Raw genomic sequence first — 18766 nt, forward strand, 5'->3', positions numbered from 1 at the left:
ATTATTCATTTTACGGGTAATCTTCTGCCGGGTAAATTCGCCTTACGGCTAATTGAGGTGAAATATGGGCAACGTCAGAGCTTATCTCGCCATCCAGGCATGTACGGTTTTGTTCGGTTTATCGGCGCTGATGGGGGAGCAAATCCAGAGTGATATTACGGCGGTAGTATTGGGAAGAGGGGCGTTCGCACTGCTTTTTCTCGGCGCGTTGCTGTGCCTGTTCGACAGGTCGCGCACATATATTCCCTGGCGCGACAGAAGCAAGCTGCTGCTGAATGGCGCATTGCTGGCTGGCCACTGGTTTTGCTTTTTTATGGGCGTTAAAGCCGGGGGCGTGGCGATCGGCACGCTCGGTTTTGCGACATTCCCCGCTTTTGTCATTATGATTGAGGCGGTGCTGTCGCATAAGAAACCGGCGCTTTTCGATATGTTATTGGTGACGATGATCGTTGCTGGCGTCTACATACTTGCGCCGATGCGGACTGAAAATGCCGGCAGCCTGACGGGGCTACTCTGGGCGCTAGGATCGGGGTTTATCCATGCGCTGGTGATTATATTTAATCGCTACCTGCGCATTCGGGCATCGGCAATACAGTCCTCCTGGTGGCAGTGCGCGGGCTGCGCGCTGGTGACGCTTCCCGGCGGGCTCGCGGGCCTGGTTCACAGCAGCGGCCACGATCTGGTTTTCATTGGTTTACTGGGCATTCTGTGTACTGGCCTGGCATACTGGATGCTGACCTGGGGCTTGCGCACGCTGCAGGCGAGTACCGTATCGATGATGATTGTGCTGGAGCCGGTGTATGCTGTGCTGCTGGCCTGGATTTTCTTGCATCAGCAACCCGGCGGGCAAACCCTGATGGGAGCGGTGTTAATTATTGGCGCGTCGGTATTATCCGTCTGGTTGCCGGCGCGTCGTCGCGGCTTAACGAATTAATTCTTCTGTAGAGTGAAATATGACAACTGAACCGTTTTATCCCATCGGTACGCCAGGGCAGCCCTGGTCCGAGACTGAAAAGCAGTTGTGGCGAGAGCGCCAGACCCGCGTCAGATACTATAAAAATGATGTCCTTGACGTTCTGCACTCGCTCAATGACCGCTACGATCTTGTTCAGTATGGCGAGCTACATTATGGCGATGACCACTATCCGTTAATGGCGGCCAGGTCTAAAGCGTGGGATCCCAGCCTGCCTGTGGCGCTGATTACCGGCGGTGTCCACGGTTACGAAACCAGCGGCGTTCTGGGCGCGCTGGAATTTTTATCCCATTATCAGAACGACTATTCCGACGCGGTTAATCTGCTGGTTATCCCCTGTGTCAGCCCCTGGGCGTACGAGCGTGTTGCCCGCTGGAACTACCATGCGGTGGATCCCAACCGGCAGTTTTTCCCGGAAGGTAAAGCGGAAGAGTCGTTAACGTTGATGGCATTTATCGCGCAGATACCAGAACGCATCCTGGTGCACGTCGATTTGCATGAAACGACGGACAGCGATGAAAGTGAGTTCAGCCCGGCGCTGGCCGCCAGAGATGGCCGACAGTACGAGCCAGAATGCGTGCCGGATGGTTATTATCTGGTCAGCGATACGCGCAACTCCAGGCTGGACTTCCAGAGCGCAATTATCTCCGCTGTGGAAGCGGTGACGCATATTGCCCCGGCAGACCAGAAAGGCAGCATGCTGGGTTATCCGGTGGTGACTCACGGGGTGGTTGAGTATGACAACGGCGCCTGGCATTTATGCGCCAGCATGACCAACGCGCCCTTTACCACGACCACGGAAGTCTATCCCGACAGCGCATCGACTACGCCGCAGGAGTGCACCCGGGCGCAGGTTGTCACGCTCCACCGGGCTATCGAATTCGCGATATCACAGTGAATGTACTGGCCGGGAGCCTGTCCAGGCTATCCCGGCTATCTATGTCCGCGACGTGTTTAAAATTCAGAAAGCATGAGATTGTTAAGGGTATTGCCTTAACCTATATTCTCATCGTGTACTTCACCTCACGGAATAAACAGAATGCTAAAGCGTCGAACCCTCAAAACCGCGCTTGCGGCTATGATCTCCCTCGCCGTGCTGGCCGCGCCGGTTTATGCAAACCCAGGCAACGGCAACGGCAACGGCAATGGGCACGGTAATAGTGGCAACAGCGGTAATCACGGCAATAATGGTAACAAGGGCAATAATGGTAACAATGCCAGTAACGGCCAGGAGAAGGGCAAGTCGAATGCCGATCACGGTAGCCGTAAAAACTATGGCAAACCGGACCACGTTGACTCCGATATCAGCTTCACCCGCGCGCGTTCGCTTGCGGTGAATTACGGCCTCGTCGGATATAAAACGCTGCCGCCGGGTATTGCAAAAAATCTGGTACGCGGTAAGCCGTTACCTCCGGGAATTGCCAAAAAAACCTTACCAGCGTCGATGATCAACGATTTGCCTTATTATCCGGGTTACGAATGGCGCGCCGTTGGCGATGACCTGGTGCTGATTGCGTTGAGCACCGCCATTGTGACCTCAATCATCAACGGTGTTTTCGATTAAACCAGCCGCATTACGATAAGCCCCGCGGTTGCGGGGCTTAGTTGTTGAGCACTATCACGCCATCTGAGATTACCGCTGCATTAAGGCAAAAACACCCCAGCCGAAATACTCCCTCGTCCAGCGGACATGACGCTCCGGCGCGGTCGTTAACGTCGTACGCACCTCCGGTGCAAAGTCATCTTCTGGATGTTGCTCCAGCCAGCGGCGCATCGTGAGCCATTTAGCTGCTTCGTATCGGTCCCAGCCCTCCTGATCTGCCAGCACCATCTCCACCAGGTCATAACCCTGCTCGTCAAACGTGGCGACAAGGTCGGGAAGGGGCAGGAAATCGGCCACGGTGCTGACGCCACAGGCTTTGGCGATCGCATTTGTCGCGGGGATCTGTCGCCAGTAAGGCTCGCCGATAAGCAGGATCCCGCCGGGCTTGAGGCTCTTTGACAGCAGTTCAATGGTCCCGGCGACGCCGTTAGCAATCCAGGTCGCGCCGATGCAGGCCGCCACATCACATTTCTCATCAGCAACGTAACCGGCGGCGTCGTGATGGATAAAATGCACCTGTCCGCTGACGCCAAGTTCCTCCGCGCGCTGCTTCGCCTGGGCGGTGAAGAGGGGGCTCAGGTCGATGCCGACGCCGTGAATACCATGATCGCGCGCCCAGGTGCAGAGCATCTCGCCCGAGCCGCTGCCGAGATCGAGAATGCGTGCATCCGGCGGTATGCGTAACACGCGGCCCAGCGTGGCGTACTTTTCTGGTGTGAACGGGTTATGGATCCGGTGTTCACTTTCGCTAACGGTAAAAATACGTGGGATATCCATTATCCTCTCCTTAACGGTTATCGGGCTGAGCGCGAACCTGGCTCAATCCGGTGGTATTGATGCGGTAGGGCTGACCATTCACGGACTTAATCAGCTTTTTGGTTCTGAGTTTTTTGAAGACAGCGAGCGTGCAGTCGGAGAGCAGCAGCCCTTCGCGGCTGTAGCATTCAACGGAAGTGACGCGGCCAGATACATCGCGGACGTGCGTAATACGTCCACCTTTGGCGAGTACGTGTAAGGTACGTTGTTCCTGACGGGATAAATTCATACTGGAAAACCTGTTTCATCATCATGTGCAAAACGTGCAAACACACAGCGGTGTCCGCATTCGATTTCAGCGCAGTGATAATCAGTCCGGCCTGAAAAGGTCGGGGGAGCTGATTATCAGATGATGACATTCTCCAGCATCAAAGCCTCGGGTTGAGTTGAAAGATATTTACGCGATGAATAGTAACACACAGTTTTTACCAGTGTATTCGGGAGGGGAAAAATGTGACCTGGTTCAACAACTGCGACATCATCAACCCCCGGCCCATACTGACTCTTGCGATATGGTCTTTGCCAACAAGTTGCTTTACCTCGTCGTGGGTGAACTTACCTTATAAGACCTGCGTGTACTGGTGGTTCTGACGCTTAAAAAATAGCGATAAACCGGGGGTTATCAGCCAACATGGCGGCTGACAGGCCGGTTTTTCTGACCTATACTTGCCTGCAAGGTGATGGCGTTCCACCTTTCCCAACCGCCCCGTTCGGGGCTGATGACGCCTGATATGACTCTTGATTTCCAGGAGGTATGTCAGGCCGTTGAAAATCCTTTCCGGCCTGTGTACTTCCCTTAAGCGGGGATACACCATTGATTAATGTATTTGGTCACCTAAACCCAGACAGCGATGCTATCTGCACTGCCACCGTGACGGCGGACTGGCTGAACCGCTGCGGTCGTCCGGCCCGGGCGTGGCGGCCCGGAGAGGCGAACCCTGAAACGCGCTTTATTTTTGACGCGGCCGGGCTGGCCCTGCCACCGCTCCTTGATATTCCCCTGATTGATGAACCGGTATGGCTGGTGGATTTTACCGAACCGGCGCAGGGGCCTGCAGACCTTCAGCAGAGCAATATCATCGGCGTTATCGACCATCACCGCCTGGGCGGGCTGGTCACGCAGCTGCCGCCGGAAGTGTGGGTTAAACCGGTTGGGAGCAGCGCAACGGTACTCTGGCTGCTGATGGATCCAGAGATGCGCCGCACGATACGCCCGGCGCACGCGATCCTGCTGCTTGGCGCGTTGCTCAGCGACACCGTCAATCTGCGCTCACCCACGACCACCGAAGATGACATCCGTATCGCCACTGAGCTTTGCGCCCTGGCGGGAGTAGCGCGTGAGTCGTTTGTTCACCAGCTGCTGGCTGCCAAAACCGATATCAGCGGACAGTCTGCCGGGCAGTTACTCAATAAGGACCTCAAGGCGTTTTCGCTCGCCGGTACCGATGTGCGGATTGCGCAACTGGAGGTGGGGTCACCCGAGCAGGTCGCTCCTTTACTGGCAGAGCTGCAAAGCGCGATGGCGCAGATGGCGGTAACCACCGGCGCCGGGCTGATCGTCCTGATGGTGACCGATATCCGTGAATGCAGCTCCACACTCTATTTTGCCGGGCCGGAGGGAAACAACGTGGGTTCATGTGACCAACCGGGCATGGTCAGCCGGAAGAAGCAGCTGCTGCCGTGGCTTGACCACTTCCTCAGCCAACGCCGGAGTCAGTGAGTAGCCTATGTGGTGCGGACTGCTGGAGCGTTCATTTAACCCGCTTCCCCGTGTGGTCCACCACGGCTTCGCCATCCTCTTTGGCAAACGCGCCTTGCTGGCCTTCGGGAAGAATATCCAGCACCCTTTCCGAGGGACGGCAAAGGCGGGTGCCAAGGGGAGTGACAACCACAGGGCGATTCATCAGTATCGGGTGCTGAAGCATAAAATCGATCAGCTGCGCTTCGGAAAACGTATCTTCATCAAGTCCCAGCTGTTCATAAGGCTCGACATTCTTACGCAGCAGCTCCCGTGCGGTGATACCCATATCGGCAATCAGCGTAACCAACTCGTTGCGTGTCGGCGGCGTTTCAAGGTACAGGATCACTTCCGGCTCCACGCCGCTGTTGCGGATTAATGCCAACGTGTTACGCGAGGTACCGCAGGCCGGGTTGTGATAGATAATAATGTTGCTCATTTCAGTATCTCACGACAAAGTGACAGAGAGCCGCCAGGCCAGCGCGGCCAGGGTAACAAACAGCACCGGCAGGGTCATGATGATGCCGGTGCGGAAGTAATATCCCCAGGTGATAGTCATATTTTTCTGTGCCAGCACATGCAGCCACAGCAGGGTGGCCAGGCTGCCAATCGGGGTAATTTTCGGGCCTAAATCGCAGCCGACGATATTGGCAAAAATCATCGCGTCTTTGATGACCCCCGTCGCCGTGCTGCCGTCAATCGACAGTGCGCCAATCAGAACCGTCGGCATATTGTTCATCACCGACGACATCAGCGCGGTGAGAAAACCGGTGCCAAACGTTGCGGCCCATAACCCCTTGTCGGCCAGATGGTTCAGCACCCAGGACAGATGCTCCGTCAGCCCGGCATTGCGAAGTCCATACACCACCAGGTACATGCCCAGCGAGAAAACCACGATCTGCCAGGGCGCACCGCGCAGGACTTTCCCGGTATTAATAACATGGCCTTTCTTCGCCACCGCCATAAGCACCGCCGCGCCGGTGGCGGCTATCGCGCTGACGGGGATCCCCAGCGGTTCCAGAATAAAGAAGCCCACCAACAGGAATAACAGGACTACCCAGCCCGCCCTGAACGTTGCCGGATCCTTGATCGCACTGGCCGGCGTTTTCAGCAGCGTAACGTCATACGTTGCAGGGATATCCTTGCGAAAGAACAGATGCAGCATGATCAGCGTGGCGGCAATGGCGGCCAGGTTCACCGGGACCATCACGGAGGCATACCGGGTGAAGCCCAGATTGAAGAAATCTGCCGAGACGATATTCACGAGGTTAGAGACAATCAGTGGCAAACTGGCGGTGTCTGCGATAAAGCCCGCCGCGATAACAAAGGCCAGCGTGGTCCCGGTGCTGAATCCCAGCGCGAGCAGCATGGCGATGACAATCGGCGTCAGGATCAACGCCGCACCGTCATTGGCAAACAGCGCAGCAACGGCAGCACCGAGCAGCACTATCCAGGTAAACAACAGCCGGCCTCGTCCGTTTCCCCAGCGGGCGACGTGCAGCGCGGCCCATTCGAAGAAACCGGACTCATCAAGCAGCAGGCTGATAATGATCACCGCGATAAATGCCGCCGTCGCGTTCCAGACGATATTCCAGACGACGGGGATATCCCCAACCTGGATGACCCCGGTGGCCAACGCCAGCGCGGCTCCAATACTTGCACTCCAGCCGATACTGAGGCCTCTGGGCTGCCAGATAACCAGCACCAGAGTCAGTAAAAAGAGGCTTGCGGCCAAAAACATGTCGGGCTCCAGTATATATGATTATGTGTATGTGATTAACCTGCTTAGCAGGAGCTACAGGCCGATGTTGCCAACCGCTCGCGCACATCTTCCCGCAGGCATTGCCAGGCGGTTGCGATCACCTCCGCGGCCCATGCCGGCATATGGGGGGACAGGCGATAGTGGATCCATTTACCTTCCCGACGGTCGAGCACCAGCCCGGACTCACGAAGAATCGCCATGTGTCGCGATATTTTGGGTTGTGACTCGGCAGTGACCGCGCAGATGTCGCAGACACAAAGCTCTCCGGATTCCCGGAGAAGCATGATAATAGCCAGACGTGTTTCATCGGCCAGAATTTTGAAAAGCTGAACAGGTTGTAGCATTTCTCACTCCGCTCCCTTTAGTATTCACATATGGTAAATCATATATGATGAGTTTGAAATCACCTTTTGGTTGAAAGGGTAGGGTGAATATCGGGCAGGCTGCTACAGCGAGCGAAAGGACACGCACGAGGCGTTTTTACGCCCCTTTGGCGCAATGTCGCCTGGCGGGCTCGCGATGGGCGGTGAATTCACAGTGGGGCGAGGTTTACCGGTCCAGCTCAACAAGAGCCAGCTCTGCGACGTGGCATTGAATTGAAATGGGGGCGTTAATATCGAGTGACCATGTTGCAGAAAGCCCACACCACGCGATTATCCACATCAGCAGTCGTTCTCTGTCTAACTCCGCCATCTCGCTGACGATCTCCAGCCGCTGTTTAAATATGTCGGGCACCACGGCCGTTCGCGGAAGCGGATTGCTCAGGTCAGGGTTGGTGAAAATGTTGGCGTAATCAAATCCGCGCTCACCTTTAATCCCTTTTGGATCAATCGCCAGCCAGCCCGACGGGCCAAAATCGAGAGCATTTTCATGATGTAAATCACCATGTAAAACGACTTCATCCTGCGAGGTTGCTAGCAACGCGTCCGCGATGTCGGCACTTCGGGTCAGGATTCCACCGTGTGTTCGCGCCGCTGGTTTGAGCGGGCGAAACCAGTCATGAAGAGACTCAAGCTGTGGTAACGGTTTCTTGCGGGGGCGATGTAGCTGATTGGCGGTCCGACACATTATGCGGCAGGCTTCGGCGTCGTGGCCGTCTCTGGACATCATGGACAGCGAGGCGGAACCCGTTGCGCGTTGCAAAAGAATCGCGCCCTTTTCATGATGAATAACCCGGGCTGCGCCATTCCCTTCCCACCACGCCATCAGCGCACAGCCGAGCCGTTCAGACTCATCGTGGGTGATTTTGAGCATGGCCTTCAAGCCATCAGCAGCCATTTTTACCGGGAGAAGCTGGGATGTATGCGTGGCAAGCGGCGGGCCATCCGGGATGAGCTTCCAGCGCTCCAGCCAGTATGCGAGCTCACCGTTATTCGTTATTGCTTCCTGGATGGTCATAAAATATCCCTGTCGTCTCTAAAAACGTATTGTGGCCGGGGAAGGTGGCTCTCTAGTAATGCACAAGCCCGCCATCTACGGCGTACTGGCTGCCGGTTACGTAGGATGCATCATCAGAAAGCAGAAAGAGTGCAACAGCAGCGGCTTCTTCAGCTGTTCCTGCCCTGCCAAGAGGGACCTGGCTGACAACAAAATCCTCAAACTGCTGGCGTGATTCTTCCGGCATAAAATGTCTGAAGTTCGTTTCAATCGGGCCGGGGACCAGGGTATTGGCTCGAATACCGCGTACGGCCAGCGCTGCGGCCCAGCTTTTAACCATTGCGACAACGGCGCCTTTAGTTGCTGCATAGAGGCCTGTCATTGCGGCACCTTCATAAACCGAAGAAGATGAGGTTACAAGAACAGATGCTCCTGAATTGAGTGAGCCGGAGAGCGCGGCCAGCTGCAGCATGGGACCACGGACGTTAGTATTCATCATGTTGTTGAAAGCATCAGCCGTCACCGATTCCGGAGAACCGACCTCCGCAAAGCCGGCATTAAGCCATAGCCCGTCAAGCGAGCCCCAACGGCTGATCTCTGTTTGCAGCTTATTGATATCCGCTTCGCTGGCAGCATCACTTTTGAGGATAAGTGATGTCTCAGGTAGCAGGCTGCGGGCATGTTCAAGCCGTTCTTCATTTAGCCCAGTGATGGCCACATGACCGCCCTCACTGACAATACGCTGCGCACCTGCGAATCCCATGCCGCTGGTACCGCCCGTGATAAGTATGCGTTTACCCTGAAATCTGCTCATGATTACCCCGTCGGTGTCTTTCGAATCATCACTTACCTTACGAAGATAGCTATCGGTCGTCATCTGTTTCATCACGCAACAGTGCCATTACTGTTTTCTATGTCTGAGTCTGGCATTTAACTGACCGCTGTGAAGATCTGCTTTGAGCGAGGAATGGAAGTTGGATTGCCATATGTAGTCTAGATGTAAATAATATGGTTATGCGGGAAACTTTTAAAGCCCCAATGCTAAAACAACATATCTATAATTTAGTCTGACAATCCATGATATCAGTTTAAATATTGAAGTTGAGAATGACCGTTTCTTTGCCCGCGTTACTGAATGAAAATGGGAAAAGGCTTTTTCCCTCAATATGGCGGAGTAAATCCCTTTTTAAACGTCTTAACGATATTTCCTTAGAAATCCGTCCGGTAAGGTAAAAATCAAGCGATTCTTTACGACAAATTGCTCGAGCCATGCCTTCGATGCCAGATTCATGCAACATTTCTGCGCGCTCACGACTAATTCCATTAATGAAGAAGACTATATCATCGATTATTGCTGTCAGCATTTTGATTGCGGCGACACTATTTCCTACAGAAGCGTGTTTCCAGATAGGTTCATGGTGTGCAACTCTATTTCTCAACTCTTTGATAGGTAATAATTTATTATGAACACCTCCATGTCGGCGCTCTGATGGCAATAAATTTGGAAAAACCATCGGTTCTAAATGTGGCCATAATCGATCAGATGTATTGAGATCATGATAGTTTTTCTCAAACATGCCAACCCAAAAGCCAAGCATCAGTTCTGCAACAATTGCATCTGCATGCTGAGGCTTATGACCACTGCTCAACTTTTCTTTTGCTTGTTTCAGCATGCTTTCATGCCGTGATGTCCATACCTTTTTGTTCTGACGGCTTCCGCTGCTTATGCCTTTTCGATAGAAATTATTTGACAAATGAGGGTATTGAGTCATGAAGGAGTTAAAATAATCATGTCCAGCCAGCTTCGTTAAAGGATCAAACCAAGCAGGGTTGTTAAAGTGGGAAGAGGCTGCATTATGAATGCCGTTTCTCAAGGTTACCTCAAGGCATTGCAAGAGGGGAAAAAGTGCAGCGCCTACGCGTTTGTTCCAGACATAGGCTCCGATGCACTCTCCAAGAGTGGCATTGTTTGTTAGAGCAACGTACGATTTAAGTCGAGCCTTAGATATGTAGGCTTCAATTGCGAGATTGTTGTGTAGTTGCGAAGTCCCCCCTCTACTGGTACAGTTTACCGTAATGAACGCGTATGTTATTCCCTGTACTTACATAATACATATGCAGAATGCGGTCAGATACATGAATTTAGTAGTGTGTTTGCCCGACAACAAAAGCGCCTTTTGGCGCTTTTGTTGTTTCTATAGCCAGCATCTTCACCAGAAGTTGTTGCATCGGTTGAATGTCTGCTCCTGGCACGGAGCGGACGATCTAACTCAGCTAAAGGTCCGCCATGCACGAAGAACGGACCTTCACATTCAGTTTGAATGAACATGGATTGCTGATTAACTGCCTCTGTTACCTTCCCTAAGAGATTCTGAATAATTCTGGTGCAGCATTGCCACCAGAGGCATCAGATGATTTTCTGTCAGGGGGGCCAGTAACAGAGATTTCGAACCGTCAGTGGGATACCAGATAACTTCTTCTATCTCCGCCGCTGGCTGAATATCGCTGGCAGTCAGGACGCTGTGATAAATTTCAGCAATAACGACGCGTCCTGGCTCGTTTATCGCCTTGTCCGTGAAACGCCCAACGTAGCTAAAGTCCTGGCCCATCAGGTTAAGATTCAGCTCCTCTTGCAGCTCTCTCGTTAGGGCTGCGACGGGGGATTCATTCGGTTCCATTTTACCGCCTGGCTGAATAAAGTGGGTCGTGCCACGCTTCCTGACCAGCAGACAACGCCCGGATTCGTCAGTAAGAATGGCAGCTGCAATGCAAATATCTTGATTGTTGCTCATGGTTCTCTCTTTAGGGTAACTGGGTGAGTAAAATCGCGCGGCGTTGCATCTAAAATGGAGCGAAAAGCAGCAGTAAATGCGGCTGGACATGAGAAACCCAGCTGGTAAGCAACCTGTTTAATTGGGATGCCATTCGCCAGAAGATCTAACGAGGCACAAATTCTGGCTCTCTGCTTCCAGGCTCTGTAACTAAAGCCAGTATCTTTAATAAATAATCGTGAAAATGTACGTTCAGACACAGCCGCGATATAAGCAAGCTCACTCAGCGATGCGTCCCAGCGCTGATTAACCAGTAACTCTCTTGCGGCACTGAATAATCTCTCATCATGCGGCATTGGAAGCTCTGTCGTTAAGGGGGGAGCCTCGCTGAGAATTTCCAGAAGCAACAGCGCCATTTTCCGTTGACTCGGTCTGTTGTAGTCCTCACTGAATAGCCCGGCTATCAGCTCTTTCACCAGTGCCGTAGCTGTAATCACATGCACCTGATTACTCTTCATAAAGTTCGAGCATTCTTCGATGAGGCTGCTGCTGAAATAGATGGTCCGTAGGTCGGTTTGTGAAAGCAGGTGATAGCTATGGATTTGAAGAGGCGGTAGCCATAATGCACGCTGAGGAGGTATTACCCAGCGGTCATTCTCTGTTTCAACCAGCATAACACCTCTGGTGGCAAACAGTAGCTGTCCCTCAACATGATGATGTGGAGGATCCGCCTCTCCACGTTGATAGCTTATCGCTGTGCTTGACCAACCTGTTGCTGCATCATGTCTTGGCGCCTTATCTATACTACCTGGCATTTCAGATTTAGCCCCTGCAATTATGATCGAAGTTGGAATCACCCGCAGTATAGCCTTAATGGATGAATGAGTGATTTTTAATTCAAATTATCATAGAGATTACAGGAACATATCCTAATGCGAGTCCACTTTATCGTACATGAAAGTTTCGAAGCTCCAGGGGCTTATGAAACATGGGCAAGAAAGCAAGGTCATGATGTGACGTACTCACGTGTGTACGCAGGTGAGGTGCTGCCAGCAGACGCCGAGGGCATCGATTTCCTTATCGTCATGGGCGGTCCGCAAGATCCAGTGACTACCCTGAAAGCATGCCCGCACTTTGATTCCAAAGGTGAACAGGCGTTGATTGTTGCTGCAATTCAAACGGGTAAGGCCGTGATCGGTATCTGCCTCGGCTCACAGCTCATCGGTGAAGCGTTGGGTGCGCCATTCGCTCACAGCCCTGAAAAAGAGATTGGTAAATTCCCGATCACACTGACTGAAGACGGCAGCAAGGATGCGATGTTCTCTCATTTTACGAAAACGCTTGAAGTCGGTCACTGGCATAACGACATGCCCGGTCTGACACCGGAAGCAAAAATTATCGCTTATAGCGAAGGTTGTCCGCGCCAGATCGTTTCATACTCAGAGCGTGTCTTTGGTTTTCAGTGCCACATGGAGCTTACATTGGACGTTGTTGAACTGCTGATCGCCAATTCTGAACAAGAGCTGAGCGGTGCCGCAAAATACCGTTTCGTTAATACTCCTGAAGAACTCCGGGCGCATGATTACAATGAAATGAATCAGGTGCTTTTTGGATTCCTGGATAAGCTGGAAGCACATTACAAAGCAGTTCAAGAATGACGTTATGCCCGGTGATGCGAATTACCGGGCATAATGGGCTATCTCAAGTACTCTCTGCTTAAGCCTGAGAATCGCTATCCGTTGAACGTGTCAGTGTTTCCCATTGCTCAATTTCTTTCTCTAACGCCGCGAGTTTTTGCCGCACTAAACTCAATGCATCGCTGCCTAACAATAAATGTGTGGGTGGGTTGTGGCTCTCAATGATCGCCAGCATGGCGCGGGCGGCCTTCACGGGATCGCCCAACTGCTTGCCGCTTTTTTCCATCCGCGCCTGCCGAATGGGTTCGAACAGGGCATCGTAGTCCGGGATGCTGCGAGCGCTGCGTACCATTGAGCGCCCGGCCCAGTCGGTGCGAAACGAGCCGGGCGCCACGGCGGTCACGTGGATATTGAACGGGGCCAGCTCTTTGCTTAACGTTTCCGATATGCCTTCCAGCGCAAATTTGCTGCCGCAGTAGTAGCTGATGCCGGGCAGGGTAATAAAACTGCCCATCGAGGTGATATTAATAATATGGCCGCGACGGCGCTGGCGCATGCCCGGTAATACGGCTTTGATCATTGCGACTGCGCCAAACACATTCACTTCAAACTGCTGGCGCATCTCTGCGAGCGTGGATTCTTCCATGATGCCTTCATGGCCGTAACCGGCATTGTTCACCAGCACATCAACCGGACCGATGGTCGACTCAACTTCAGCGACCACCTCCGCAATTCGCTCAGCATCCGTAACATCCAGTAAGCGGCCAAAAGCCCGATGCGCATCGAGCGCTTCGAAAGCCTGCTTTGCGTTGTGGTTACGCACGGTCCCGATGACCTGATGTCCCGCGGCGAGTGCTTCCTGCGCCAGCGCCTGGCCAAAGCCGCTGCTGACACCGGTGATTAAAATCGTTTTGACAGATGGCATAAAAAGAACTCCCATGAACAGTGAAGGTTGCATGGTATTCTCTATATTGCCGTATTTTGAGGCCAAATCTTCTCTTTTTATTGCCTGATTTTATGAGGTGCTGTGATGTCCGGGATGATGACCTTGATGAAAGCACTGGCCGTGCAGGAGGGGTACAACCTGACGGCGTTGCCTGATGTGCGGATCTTGCGCGCCGACCGGCCGCTTGCCAGAACCCCCGTGCTGTACGATCCGGGGATCGTGATTGTCTGCCAGGGCAGCAAACGCGGCTATTTCGGCCAGCAGACCTATCTATATGATGAGCAGCACTACCTGGCGGTTTCGGTACCGGTGCCGTTTGTGATGGAAACCGACGCTTCGGCGGAACACCCGTTGCTGGCGATCTATATGCATCTGAATTTTCAGCTTGCCGCTGAACTGATGTTGCAAATTGAGCAGCATGGCGCCCCGCAGCCTCCTGCTGTGCCGCAAAGCATGATGTCGAGCCCGATGGACGACGCGGTAAAAACGGCGGTGCTGCGCTTGCTTGAAGTTCTGAACAACCCGCTTGAGGCAGCGATCCTCGGTCCTGCGCGGGTGCGCGAACTCTATTTCCGCGTCCTGACGGGCGAGCAGGGCAATGCGATGCGTGCCGCGCTGGCCTTGCAGGGGCAGTTCGGCAAAATCGGTAAAGTGCTACAGCACATCCATGCCCTCTACGCTGAGCCGTTAACGTTGACGCAGCTGGCGATGGAAGCCGGCATGAGTGTGCCGACGTTCCATAGCCATTTCAAAGCGATAACCCGGATGCCGCCGATGCAGTATGTGAAGTCGGTCCGCCTGCACCAGGCGCGGATGCTGATGGTGCGCCAGCAGATCACCGCCAGCGCCGCCAGTTACGCCGTCGGTTATGAAAGCCCGTCTCAATTTAATCGCGAGTTTAAACGCTTATTTGGCCTGCCGCCGGCGGAGGAGATAAAACGCATGCAGCGTCATTTCGCCGTTCCGCCAGCCCAGCAAGCGTCGGTATTTATTTCATCGCATTAAGCGCCGGGCCCATCAGGCTATAAGGCTGATCAGCCATGAATCAGAGGGCAAATACCGTTTCGATCTCAATCTTGAGGTCGGGTGAAAAGAGGCGGCTGATTTCCACCAGCGAACTGGCAGGCAAGTGATCGCCGTAATGTCGGTAGAGCACCTCGCGCAGCGCGTTGATCTCTTCAAAAGAGGTAATGAAAATGGTCACTTTAATCAGGGACGAGAAATCAGCTCCCTCGGCGCTGACGATTTTCCGAATCTGACTGAATATTTCCTCTGCCTGTTCAGCGATACCTGATTGCTGTGCGGGCGTGCCAAATGCGGTTAGCCCTGAAATATACAGCGTGTCGCCATGTCTCACTGAGTGAATGTAGGGGGCTTTTACCTCACCTAATTCAGGATAATTTTTGCGAATCACCTTATTCATTATGGGTTCCTTAATGGGGCTGAACAGAAATCAATCCTCGAATACATTGCAGGTCTGGTGATGAGTGAAAGGGGTTGGCGCTTTAGCTTTGCTTGTTTTGGTACAGATCCCAGCGGTTGCCAAAGATGTCTTCAAATACAACCACCGTGCCGTACTCCTCTTCGCGTGGCTCCTCGCAAAACGTAACCCCTTTTGCTTTCATGGCGTTGTAGTCGCGCCAGAAATCATCGGTTTGCAGGAACAGAAATACCCGTCCGCCGCACTGATTGCCGATGAAGCTTTCCTGCCTGTCGTTGGAGGCGCGGGCCAAAAGCAGGTTGCAATCGCTTTGCGGATTCGGGGTCACCACCACCCAGCGCTTCCCTGGTTGCGGCGTATCCTCAACGAGGGTAAAGCCCAGCTTGTTGGTGTAATACTCAATGGCGCGATCGTAGTCATCAACCACGACGGCCACATACCCCATGCATCGCTTCTGCGTTCTCATTTCCTGCTCCGTGAAGTGGTCAACATAAATGTCTGGAAGATCCTTTTTAGCATAAACAAAACGGTTTCACCGCCTGGAATGGTTTACAGAATCGACGTCCATTTTTGGGATGTGGGAGAGTGCGGGCAGGGCGGCGGGTCTGCACTGGGCGAGAAGCGGAACTTGTCATGGTTATTACTCTGTCATGGCCTTGAAGTTCAAACGCATCGCTACGCGCCGTGCCGGATTGAAACCCATTTTAACTTCCTTTGCTTTCTGGATCATCAGGTGCGGCGGACACGATTGTCCTTCCACAATCTCAAAACCTAACGCTGCGTAAAATTTGGCATTAAAGGCGGCCATATTATCTGTCGTGAGTGTGGCGCCGGCCAGGCCGCGTTGCTGCCCATGAACCAGGATCGCTTGCATTAATAATCTGCCTGTTCCGCGACGCTGCCAGTCAGGATGCACATCAATTTCAGCAATGTGCATCCATATGTTTTCATAATTACCAGCAACGAACCCTACAGGGGTTAAATCAGCCGCAAAGGCTGCAAGCAGCAGGCCATCTCGGCTGAAATCATGAAATTCCTTTAGGCTATTTGCGACAGCCTGACCCGTTACCGCACCTGCTTCACGAAGTGTTTCAAACGCCGCTAATTCAATGGCGCGGAGTGAAGAAAAATGTTCAGGCTTCGCAGCACTTATCGTCATGTCCAAAAATCCGTTCTCCATTTTTCTTTTTTAGTTTCAATACTGCTATGCGCGAGGAGCAAACACTCGCTGTTCAAACGACTCCTCGCTGCAGGTTTCTTTTATCAGAATTGATACGCAACGGTCACTGAAACATTACGCGGCTCACCGTAGACATAGCCACTCATATAGGTGTAGTACGTCCGGTCAAACAGGTTATTCACGTTAGCCTGTACCGAGACCTGTTTATTAACCTGATATTGGGCAAACAGGCTAGCCAGTGGATAACTGCCCTGGTAAACCCGCTGGGTGCTGCCATCGGGGGCGGTAACATCCTCAAACACACGGTTTCGCCAGTTGATTCCCCCGCCAATGGTCAGCGCCTGGAGCATCGGCAGGCGATAACGGGTAAACAATTTCAGGTCGGTCTGAGGCTGATCCGGGTTATAGCGACCCTCCGAATCACGTGCGACATAGCGGGTCGCGCCAAAGGTCATTTGCAGGTTATCGGTGAGTGCACCGTTCAGCTCAAACTCGGCTCCTTTGCTGCGGGCCCCTTTGGTTGGCGCGTAAGCCTGCTCGCTGCTGTTATTGACAAAACTGCCATCAACGGCCTGACCAACATTATTTTGTTCTATGCGGAAGACCGCCACGGTTGCGGTGAGGCGGCCGTCAAACCAGGCCGATTTCAGACCAGTTTCATAGCTTTTCCCCGTGACAGGGGCCAGATATTTTCCACTGCTGTCGCGATAGGTCTGCGGTTGGAAGATAGAGGTGTAGCTGGCATAAGCAGACCAGGTGTCATTGATGTCATACACCGCGCCAGCGTAGGGAGTGATGTTGTTTTTTTCCATATTGCCGCTCGTCCCATCGGTGCTGTACCTGGTATAACGCGCACCGACAATGAGCGACAGCGGGTCGCTCAGGGAGAAACGCACCGCGGTGTAGGCCGATTTCTGGCGCACTACGTCATCCGCGTTCTGATACCAGTCACCCCATGTTGGTTCGGCAATATTGCCATTCCAGTGATTGTTGAAGATGCCGATATCGCTGGTGGCAATATCACCGGCATCTTCATCCGTGATGCCGTTGCTACTGTTGGTCACATTATGCTGGCGGCTGTAGCTCATACCCGCCATCAACTGATGCTCACGCCCGAACAGCTCAAACGGACCGCTGGCGTAACCATCCACGGAGGTCAGTTCACGCTTGCCCCGGTCCATGCTGCCAAAACCATCGGCACCTTCGCCGGTGTCCTGATCCGGGTATGACAAATAGCCCACATAAAGTAGCTTATCGCTGAAGGTGTTTTCAGCATGGGTACCGTTCAGGCGGAACGTCCAGCCGTTATCAAAGTTATGTGTCAGGTCGGCATACACTTTGCGCGCGGTTGTATGATAGTAGGTCCAGTCGGCGGCTGAATTCAGGCTGCGCGAGTAATGGGTCAGGGCGCCATTGCTGTAGAACACCGGGTTGCCACCCCAGGTGGGATCGTTGGTATCGGCATCCTGATAATCGTAGCCAAGCGATAACGTGGTGTTATCGGTAATATCCGCATCCACCACGCCATAGAAGAATTTGGTGTTTTTACTATACCGATCCAGCCAGCTGTCCTGATTCTGGTAACCGGCAATGACGCGGCCGCGCACCGATCCTGATGCATTTAATGGGGTGGACACATCGGCGACATAACGCTGTTTATTCCAGCTGCCGTAACTGGCGCTGAATGAACTGGTAAACGCTTTGCTGTCAGCATGCTTACGCACCATATTGACGGAGGCTGCCGGGCTACCCGCTCCGGTCATCAGGCCCGTGGCGCCACGAACCACCTCGATACGGTCATAAATTGCCGTGTCTGAAGCCGCATCGCCATAGTTCCAGGCATCACCCACCGTGGTAGGAATACCGTCAAAGGTAAAGTTGCTCAGTTGAAATCCACGCGAGAAGTAGTAGGTTCGCTCACTGTCAATCGCATTACTGGTGATGCCCGTGGTGTTATTGAGAACGTCATTGACCGTCTGCAGTTGCTGATCCTGCATACGTTGCTGAGTGATCACGCTGACGGACTGCGGAACATCGCGCGGTGTCAGCAGTAGTTTTGTCCCTGCACGTGTGGTTTTCACCTGGTAATCGGTCTTGTCCTGAGCTGCCGTGGCGTCGCTATCAGCATTGGCATTCACGACCATGACTTCCGGCGTTTGCGTTTCCTCTGCCGCCAGGGCCGGGTTGAGGAAGGCGTGTATCGCCATGGTCAGAAATGAGATGGTGAAGGTTTTACGCAGGCGTGGCTCGGCCGAACCCGCACAGATTTCTCTGCGATCCAAAAACATAGTATTTCCCGCCAAAAAGAGTGTTGTTGTGTCAATTCTTATTTTTAAGTGCAGCGCTACGCGTTCTCGTCTGGCCAACCCAATGAACGCATCAGCGCAGAGCGGTTTCGTAGCGGCGCGATTTCTCACGCAAGTTTTGCGGGGGGATGTCACAGCGACGGCATGTGCCCAAATATTTTTGTATTACGCACGATGCTGCGGCATTTAATGCTAAGAACCGCACTTGTTGAGAAA

Annotated in this window: 21 protein-coding genes and 1 riboswitch; of the genes, 6 read left to right on the forward strand and 15 right to left on the reverse strand. The window is 53.2% G+C overall.

Annotated features, from left to right (window positions below; all coding sequences use genetic code 11):
- Nucleotides 1-64: 64 nt before the first annotated feature.
- The 3 genes from EDF82_RS01575 to EDF82_RS01585 all read left to right on the forward strand — a co-directional run bounded on the left by EDF82_RS01575 (nucleotide 65) and on the right by EDF82_RS01585 (nucleotide 2537).
- Nucleotides 65-934, forward strand: coding sequence for a DMT family transporter (locus EDF82_RS01575; RefSeq protein ID WP_123753877.1), 870 nt, complete (start codon nucleotides 65-67; stop codon nucleotides 932-934).
- 19 nt (nucleotides 935-953) lie between these two features.
- Nucleotides 954-1871, forward strand: a complete 918-nt coding sequence (locus EDF82_RS01580; protein ID WP_123753878.1) for a M14 family metallocarboxypeptidase — start codon at nucleotides 954-956, stop codon at nucleotides 1869-1871.
- 141 nt (nucleotides 1872-2012) lie between these two features.
- Nucleotides 2013-2537 (forward strand): anti-virulence regulator CigR family protein, encoded by a 525-nt coding sequence (locus EDF82_RS01585; protein WP_123753879.1) that lies wholly within the window; start codon nucleotides 2013-2015, stop codon nucleotides 2535-2537.
- Nucleotides 2538-2606: 69 nt separating this feature from the next.
- Here the strand turns inward: EDF82_RS01585 and EDF82_RS01590 are convergent, their stop codons facing one another.
- Nucleotides 2607-3353 carry a cyclopropane-fatty-acyl-phospholipid synthase family protein gene (locus tag EDF82_RS01590; protein ID WP_123753880.1) on the reverse strand — a complete coding sequence of 249 codons (747 nt, stop codon included), beginning with the start codon at nucleotides 3351-3353 and terminating at the stop codon, nucleotides 2607-2609.
- Between the two features lie 10 nt (nucleotides 3354-3363).
- Nucleotides 3364-3621, reverse strand: coding sequence for a YjhX family toxin (locus EDF82_RS01595; protein ID WP_123753881.1), 258 nt, complete (start codon nucleotides 3619-3621; stop codon nucleotides 3364-3366).
- A gap of 438 nt (nucleotides 3622-4059) precedes the next feature.
- Nucleotides 4060-4128, forward strand: a riboswitch (Fluoride riboswitch).
- 78 nt (nucleotides 4129-4206) lie between these two features.
- Between EDF82_RS01595 and EDF82_RS01600 the strand changes: the two genes are divergently transcribed.
- Nucleotides 4207-5112, forward strand: a complete 906-nt coding sequence (locus EDF82_RS01600; protein WP_123753882.1) for a DHHA2 domain-containing protein — start codon at nucleotides 4207-4209, stop codon at nucleotides 5110-5112.
- A 31-nt stretch (nucleotides 5113-5143) separates the two neighbouring features.
- Here the strand turns inward: EDF82_RS01600 and arsC are convergent, their stop codons facing one another.
- The 8 genes from arsC to EDF82_RS01640 form a co-directional block, all read right to left on the reverse strand.
- On the reverse strand, nucleotides 5144-5569 hold the full coding sequence (gene arsC, locus EDF82_RS01605; protein ID WP_123753883.1) for a glutaredoxin-dependent arsenate reductase: 426 nt from the start codon (nucleotides 5567-5569) through the stop codon (nucleotides 5144-5146).
- 9 nt (nucleotides 5570-5578) lie between these two features.
- A complete protein-coding gene (locus EDF82_RS01610) occupies nucleotides 5579-6871 on the reverse strand; it encodes an arsenic transporter (protein WP_123753884.1) in 1293 nt (430 codons plus the stop codon).
- A 44-nt stretch (nucleotides 6872-6915) separates the two neighbouring features.
- Nucleotides 6916-7236 (reverse strand): metalloregulator ArsR/SmtB family transcription factor, encoded by a 321-nt coding sequence (locus EDF82_RS01615; protein ID WP_123753885.1) that lies wholly within the window; start codon nucleotides 7234-7236, stop codon nucleotides 6916-6918.
- A gap of 205 nt (nucleotides 7237-7441) precedes the next feature.
- Complete coding sequence (locus EDF82_RS01620) at nucleotides 7442-8290, reverse strand: aminoglycoside phosphotransferase family protein (RefSeq protein WP_123753886.1); 849 nt, start codon at nucleotides 8288-8290, stop codon at nucleotides 7442-7444.
- A gap of 52 nt (nucleotides 8291-8342) precedes the next feature.
- Nucleotides 8343-9083, reverse strand: a complete 741-nt coding sequence (locus tag EDF82_RS01625) for an SDR family oxidoreductase (RefSeq protein WP_123755440.1) — start codon at nucleotides 9081-9083, stop codon at nucleotides 8343-8345.
- A 274-nt stretch (nucleotides 9084-9357) separates the two neighbouring features.
- Nucleotides 9358-10362: an Abi family protein gene (locus EDF82_RS01630; RefSeq protein ID WP_123753887.1), complete on the reverse strand. Its 1005-nt coding sequence runs from the start codon at nucleotides 10360-10362 to the stop codon at nucleotides 9358-9360.
- A 246-nt stretch (nucleotides 10363-10608) separates the two neighbouring features.
- The gene (locus EDF82_RS01635) at nucleotides 10609-11061 is read right to left on the reverse strand and encodes an NUDIX domain-containing protein (RefSeq protein WP_123753888.1); all 453 of its coding nucleotides are present in this window, start codon (nucleotides 11059-11061) and stop codon (nucleotides 10609-10611) included.
- A complete protein-coding gene (locus EDF82_RS01640; RefSeq protein ID WP_123753889.1) occupies nucleotides 11058-11855 on the reverse strand; it encodes a helix-turn-helix transcriptional regulator in 798 nt (265 codons plus the stop codon). The genes EDF82_RS01635 and EDF82_RS01640 overlap by 4 nt, the downstream gene beginning before the upstream one ends.
- Before the next feature lie 117 nt (nucleotides 11856-11972).
- Between EDF82_RS01640 and EDF82_RS01645 the strand changes: the two genes are divergently transcribed.
- Entirely contained in the window at nucleotides 11973-12698 is a 726-nt protein-coding gene (locus EDF82_RS01645; RefSeq protein ID WP_123753890.1) for a type 1 glutamine amidotransferase, read from the forward strand.
- Nucleotides 12699-12756: 58 nt separating this feature from the next.
- Here EDF82_RS01645 and EDF82_RS01650 read toward each other — a convergent pair whose 3' ends face one another.
- Nucleotides 12757-13602, reverse strand: coding sequence for an oxidoreductase (locus tag EDF82_RS01650; protein ID WP_123753891.1), 846 nt, complete (start codon nucleotides 13600-13602; stop codon nucleotides 12757-12759).
- A 105-nt stretch (nucleotides 13603-13707) separates the two neighbouring features.
- Between EDF82_RS01650 and EDF82_RS01655 the strand changes: the two genes are divergently transcribed.
- Nucleotides 13708-14628, forward strand: a complete 921-nt coding sequence (locus EDF82_RS01655) for an AraC family transcriptional regulator (RefSeq protein WP_123753892.1) — start codon at nucleotides 13708-13710, stop codon at nucleotides 14626-14628.
- Between the two features lie 40 nt (nucleotides 14629-14668).
- On the opposite strand, the gene EDF82_RS01660 is transcribed toward EDF82_RS01655, so the two are convergent.
- The 4 genes from EDF82_RS01660 to fhuE all read right to left on the reverse strand — a co-directional run bounded on the left by EDF82_RS01660 (nucleotide 14669) and on the right by fhuE (nucleotide 18532).
- Nucleotides 14669-15046: a RidA family protein gene (locus EDF82_RS01660; protein ID WP_123753893.1), complete on the reverse strand. Its 378-nt coding sequence runs from the start codon at nucleotides 15044-15046 to the stop codon at nucleotides 14669-14671.
- Nucleotides 15047-15128: 82 nt separating this feature from the next.
- On the reverse strand, nucleotides 15129-15530 hold the full coding sequence (locus EDF82_RS01665; RefSeq protein WP_123753894.1) for a VOC family protein: 402 nt from the start codon (nucleotides 15528-15530) through the stop codon (nucleotides 15129-15131).
- Nucleotides 15531-15704: 174 nt separating this feature from the next.
- A complete protein-coding gene (locus EDF82_RS01670) occupies nucleotides 15705-16223 on the reverse strand; it encodes a GNAT family N-acetyltransferase (RefSeq protein WP_227540090.1) in 519 nt (172 codons plus the stop codon).
- Between the two features lie 104 nt (nucleotides 16224-16327).
- On the reverse strand, nucleotides 16328-18532 hold the full coding sequence (fhuE, locus tag EDF82_RS01675) for a ferric-rhodotorulic acid/ferric-coprogen receptor FhuE (RefSeq protein ID WP_123753895.1): 2205 nt from the start codon (nucleotides 18530-18532) through the stop codon (nucleotides 16328-16330).
- Between the last annotated feature and the right edge of the window lie 234 nt (nucleotides 18533-18766).

The organism is Klebsiella sp. BIGb0399 (genome assembly GCF_003752615.1).
GTDB classification, from domain to species: Bacteria; Pseudomonadota; Gammaproteobacteria; order Enterobacterales; family Enterobacteriaceae; genus Klebsiella; species Klebsiella lignicola.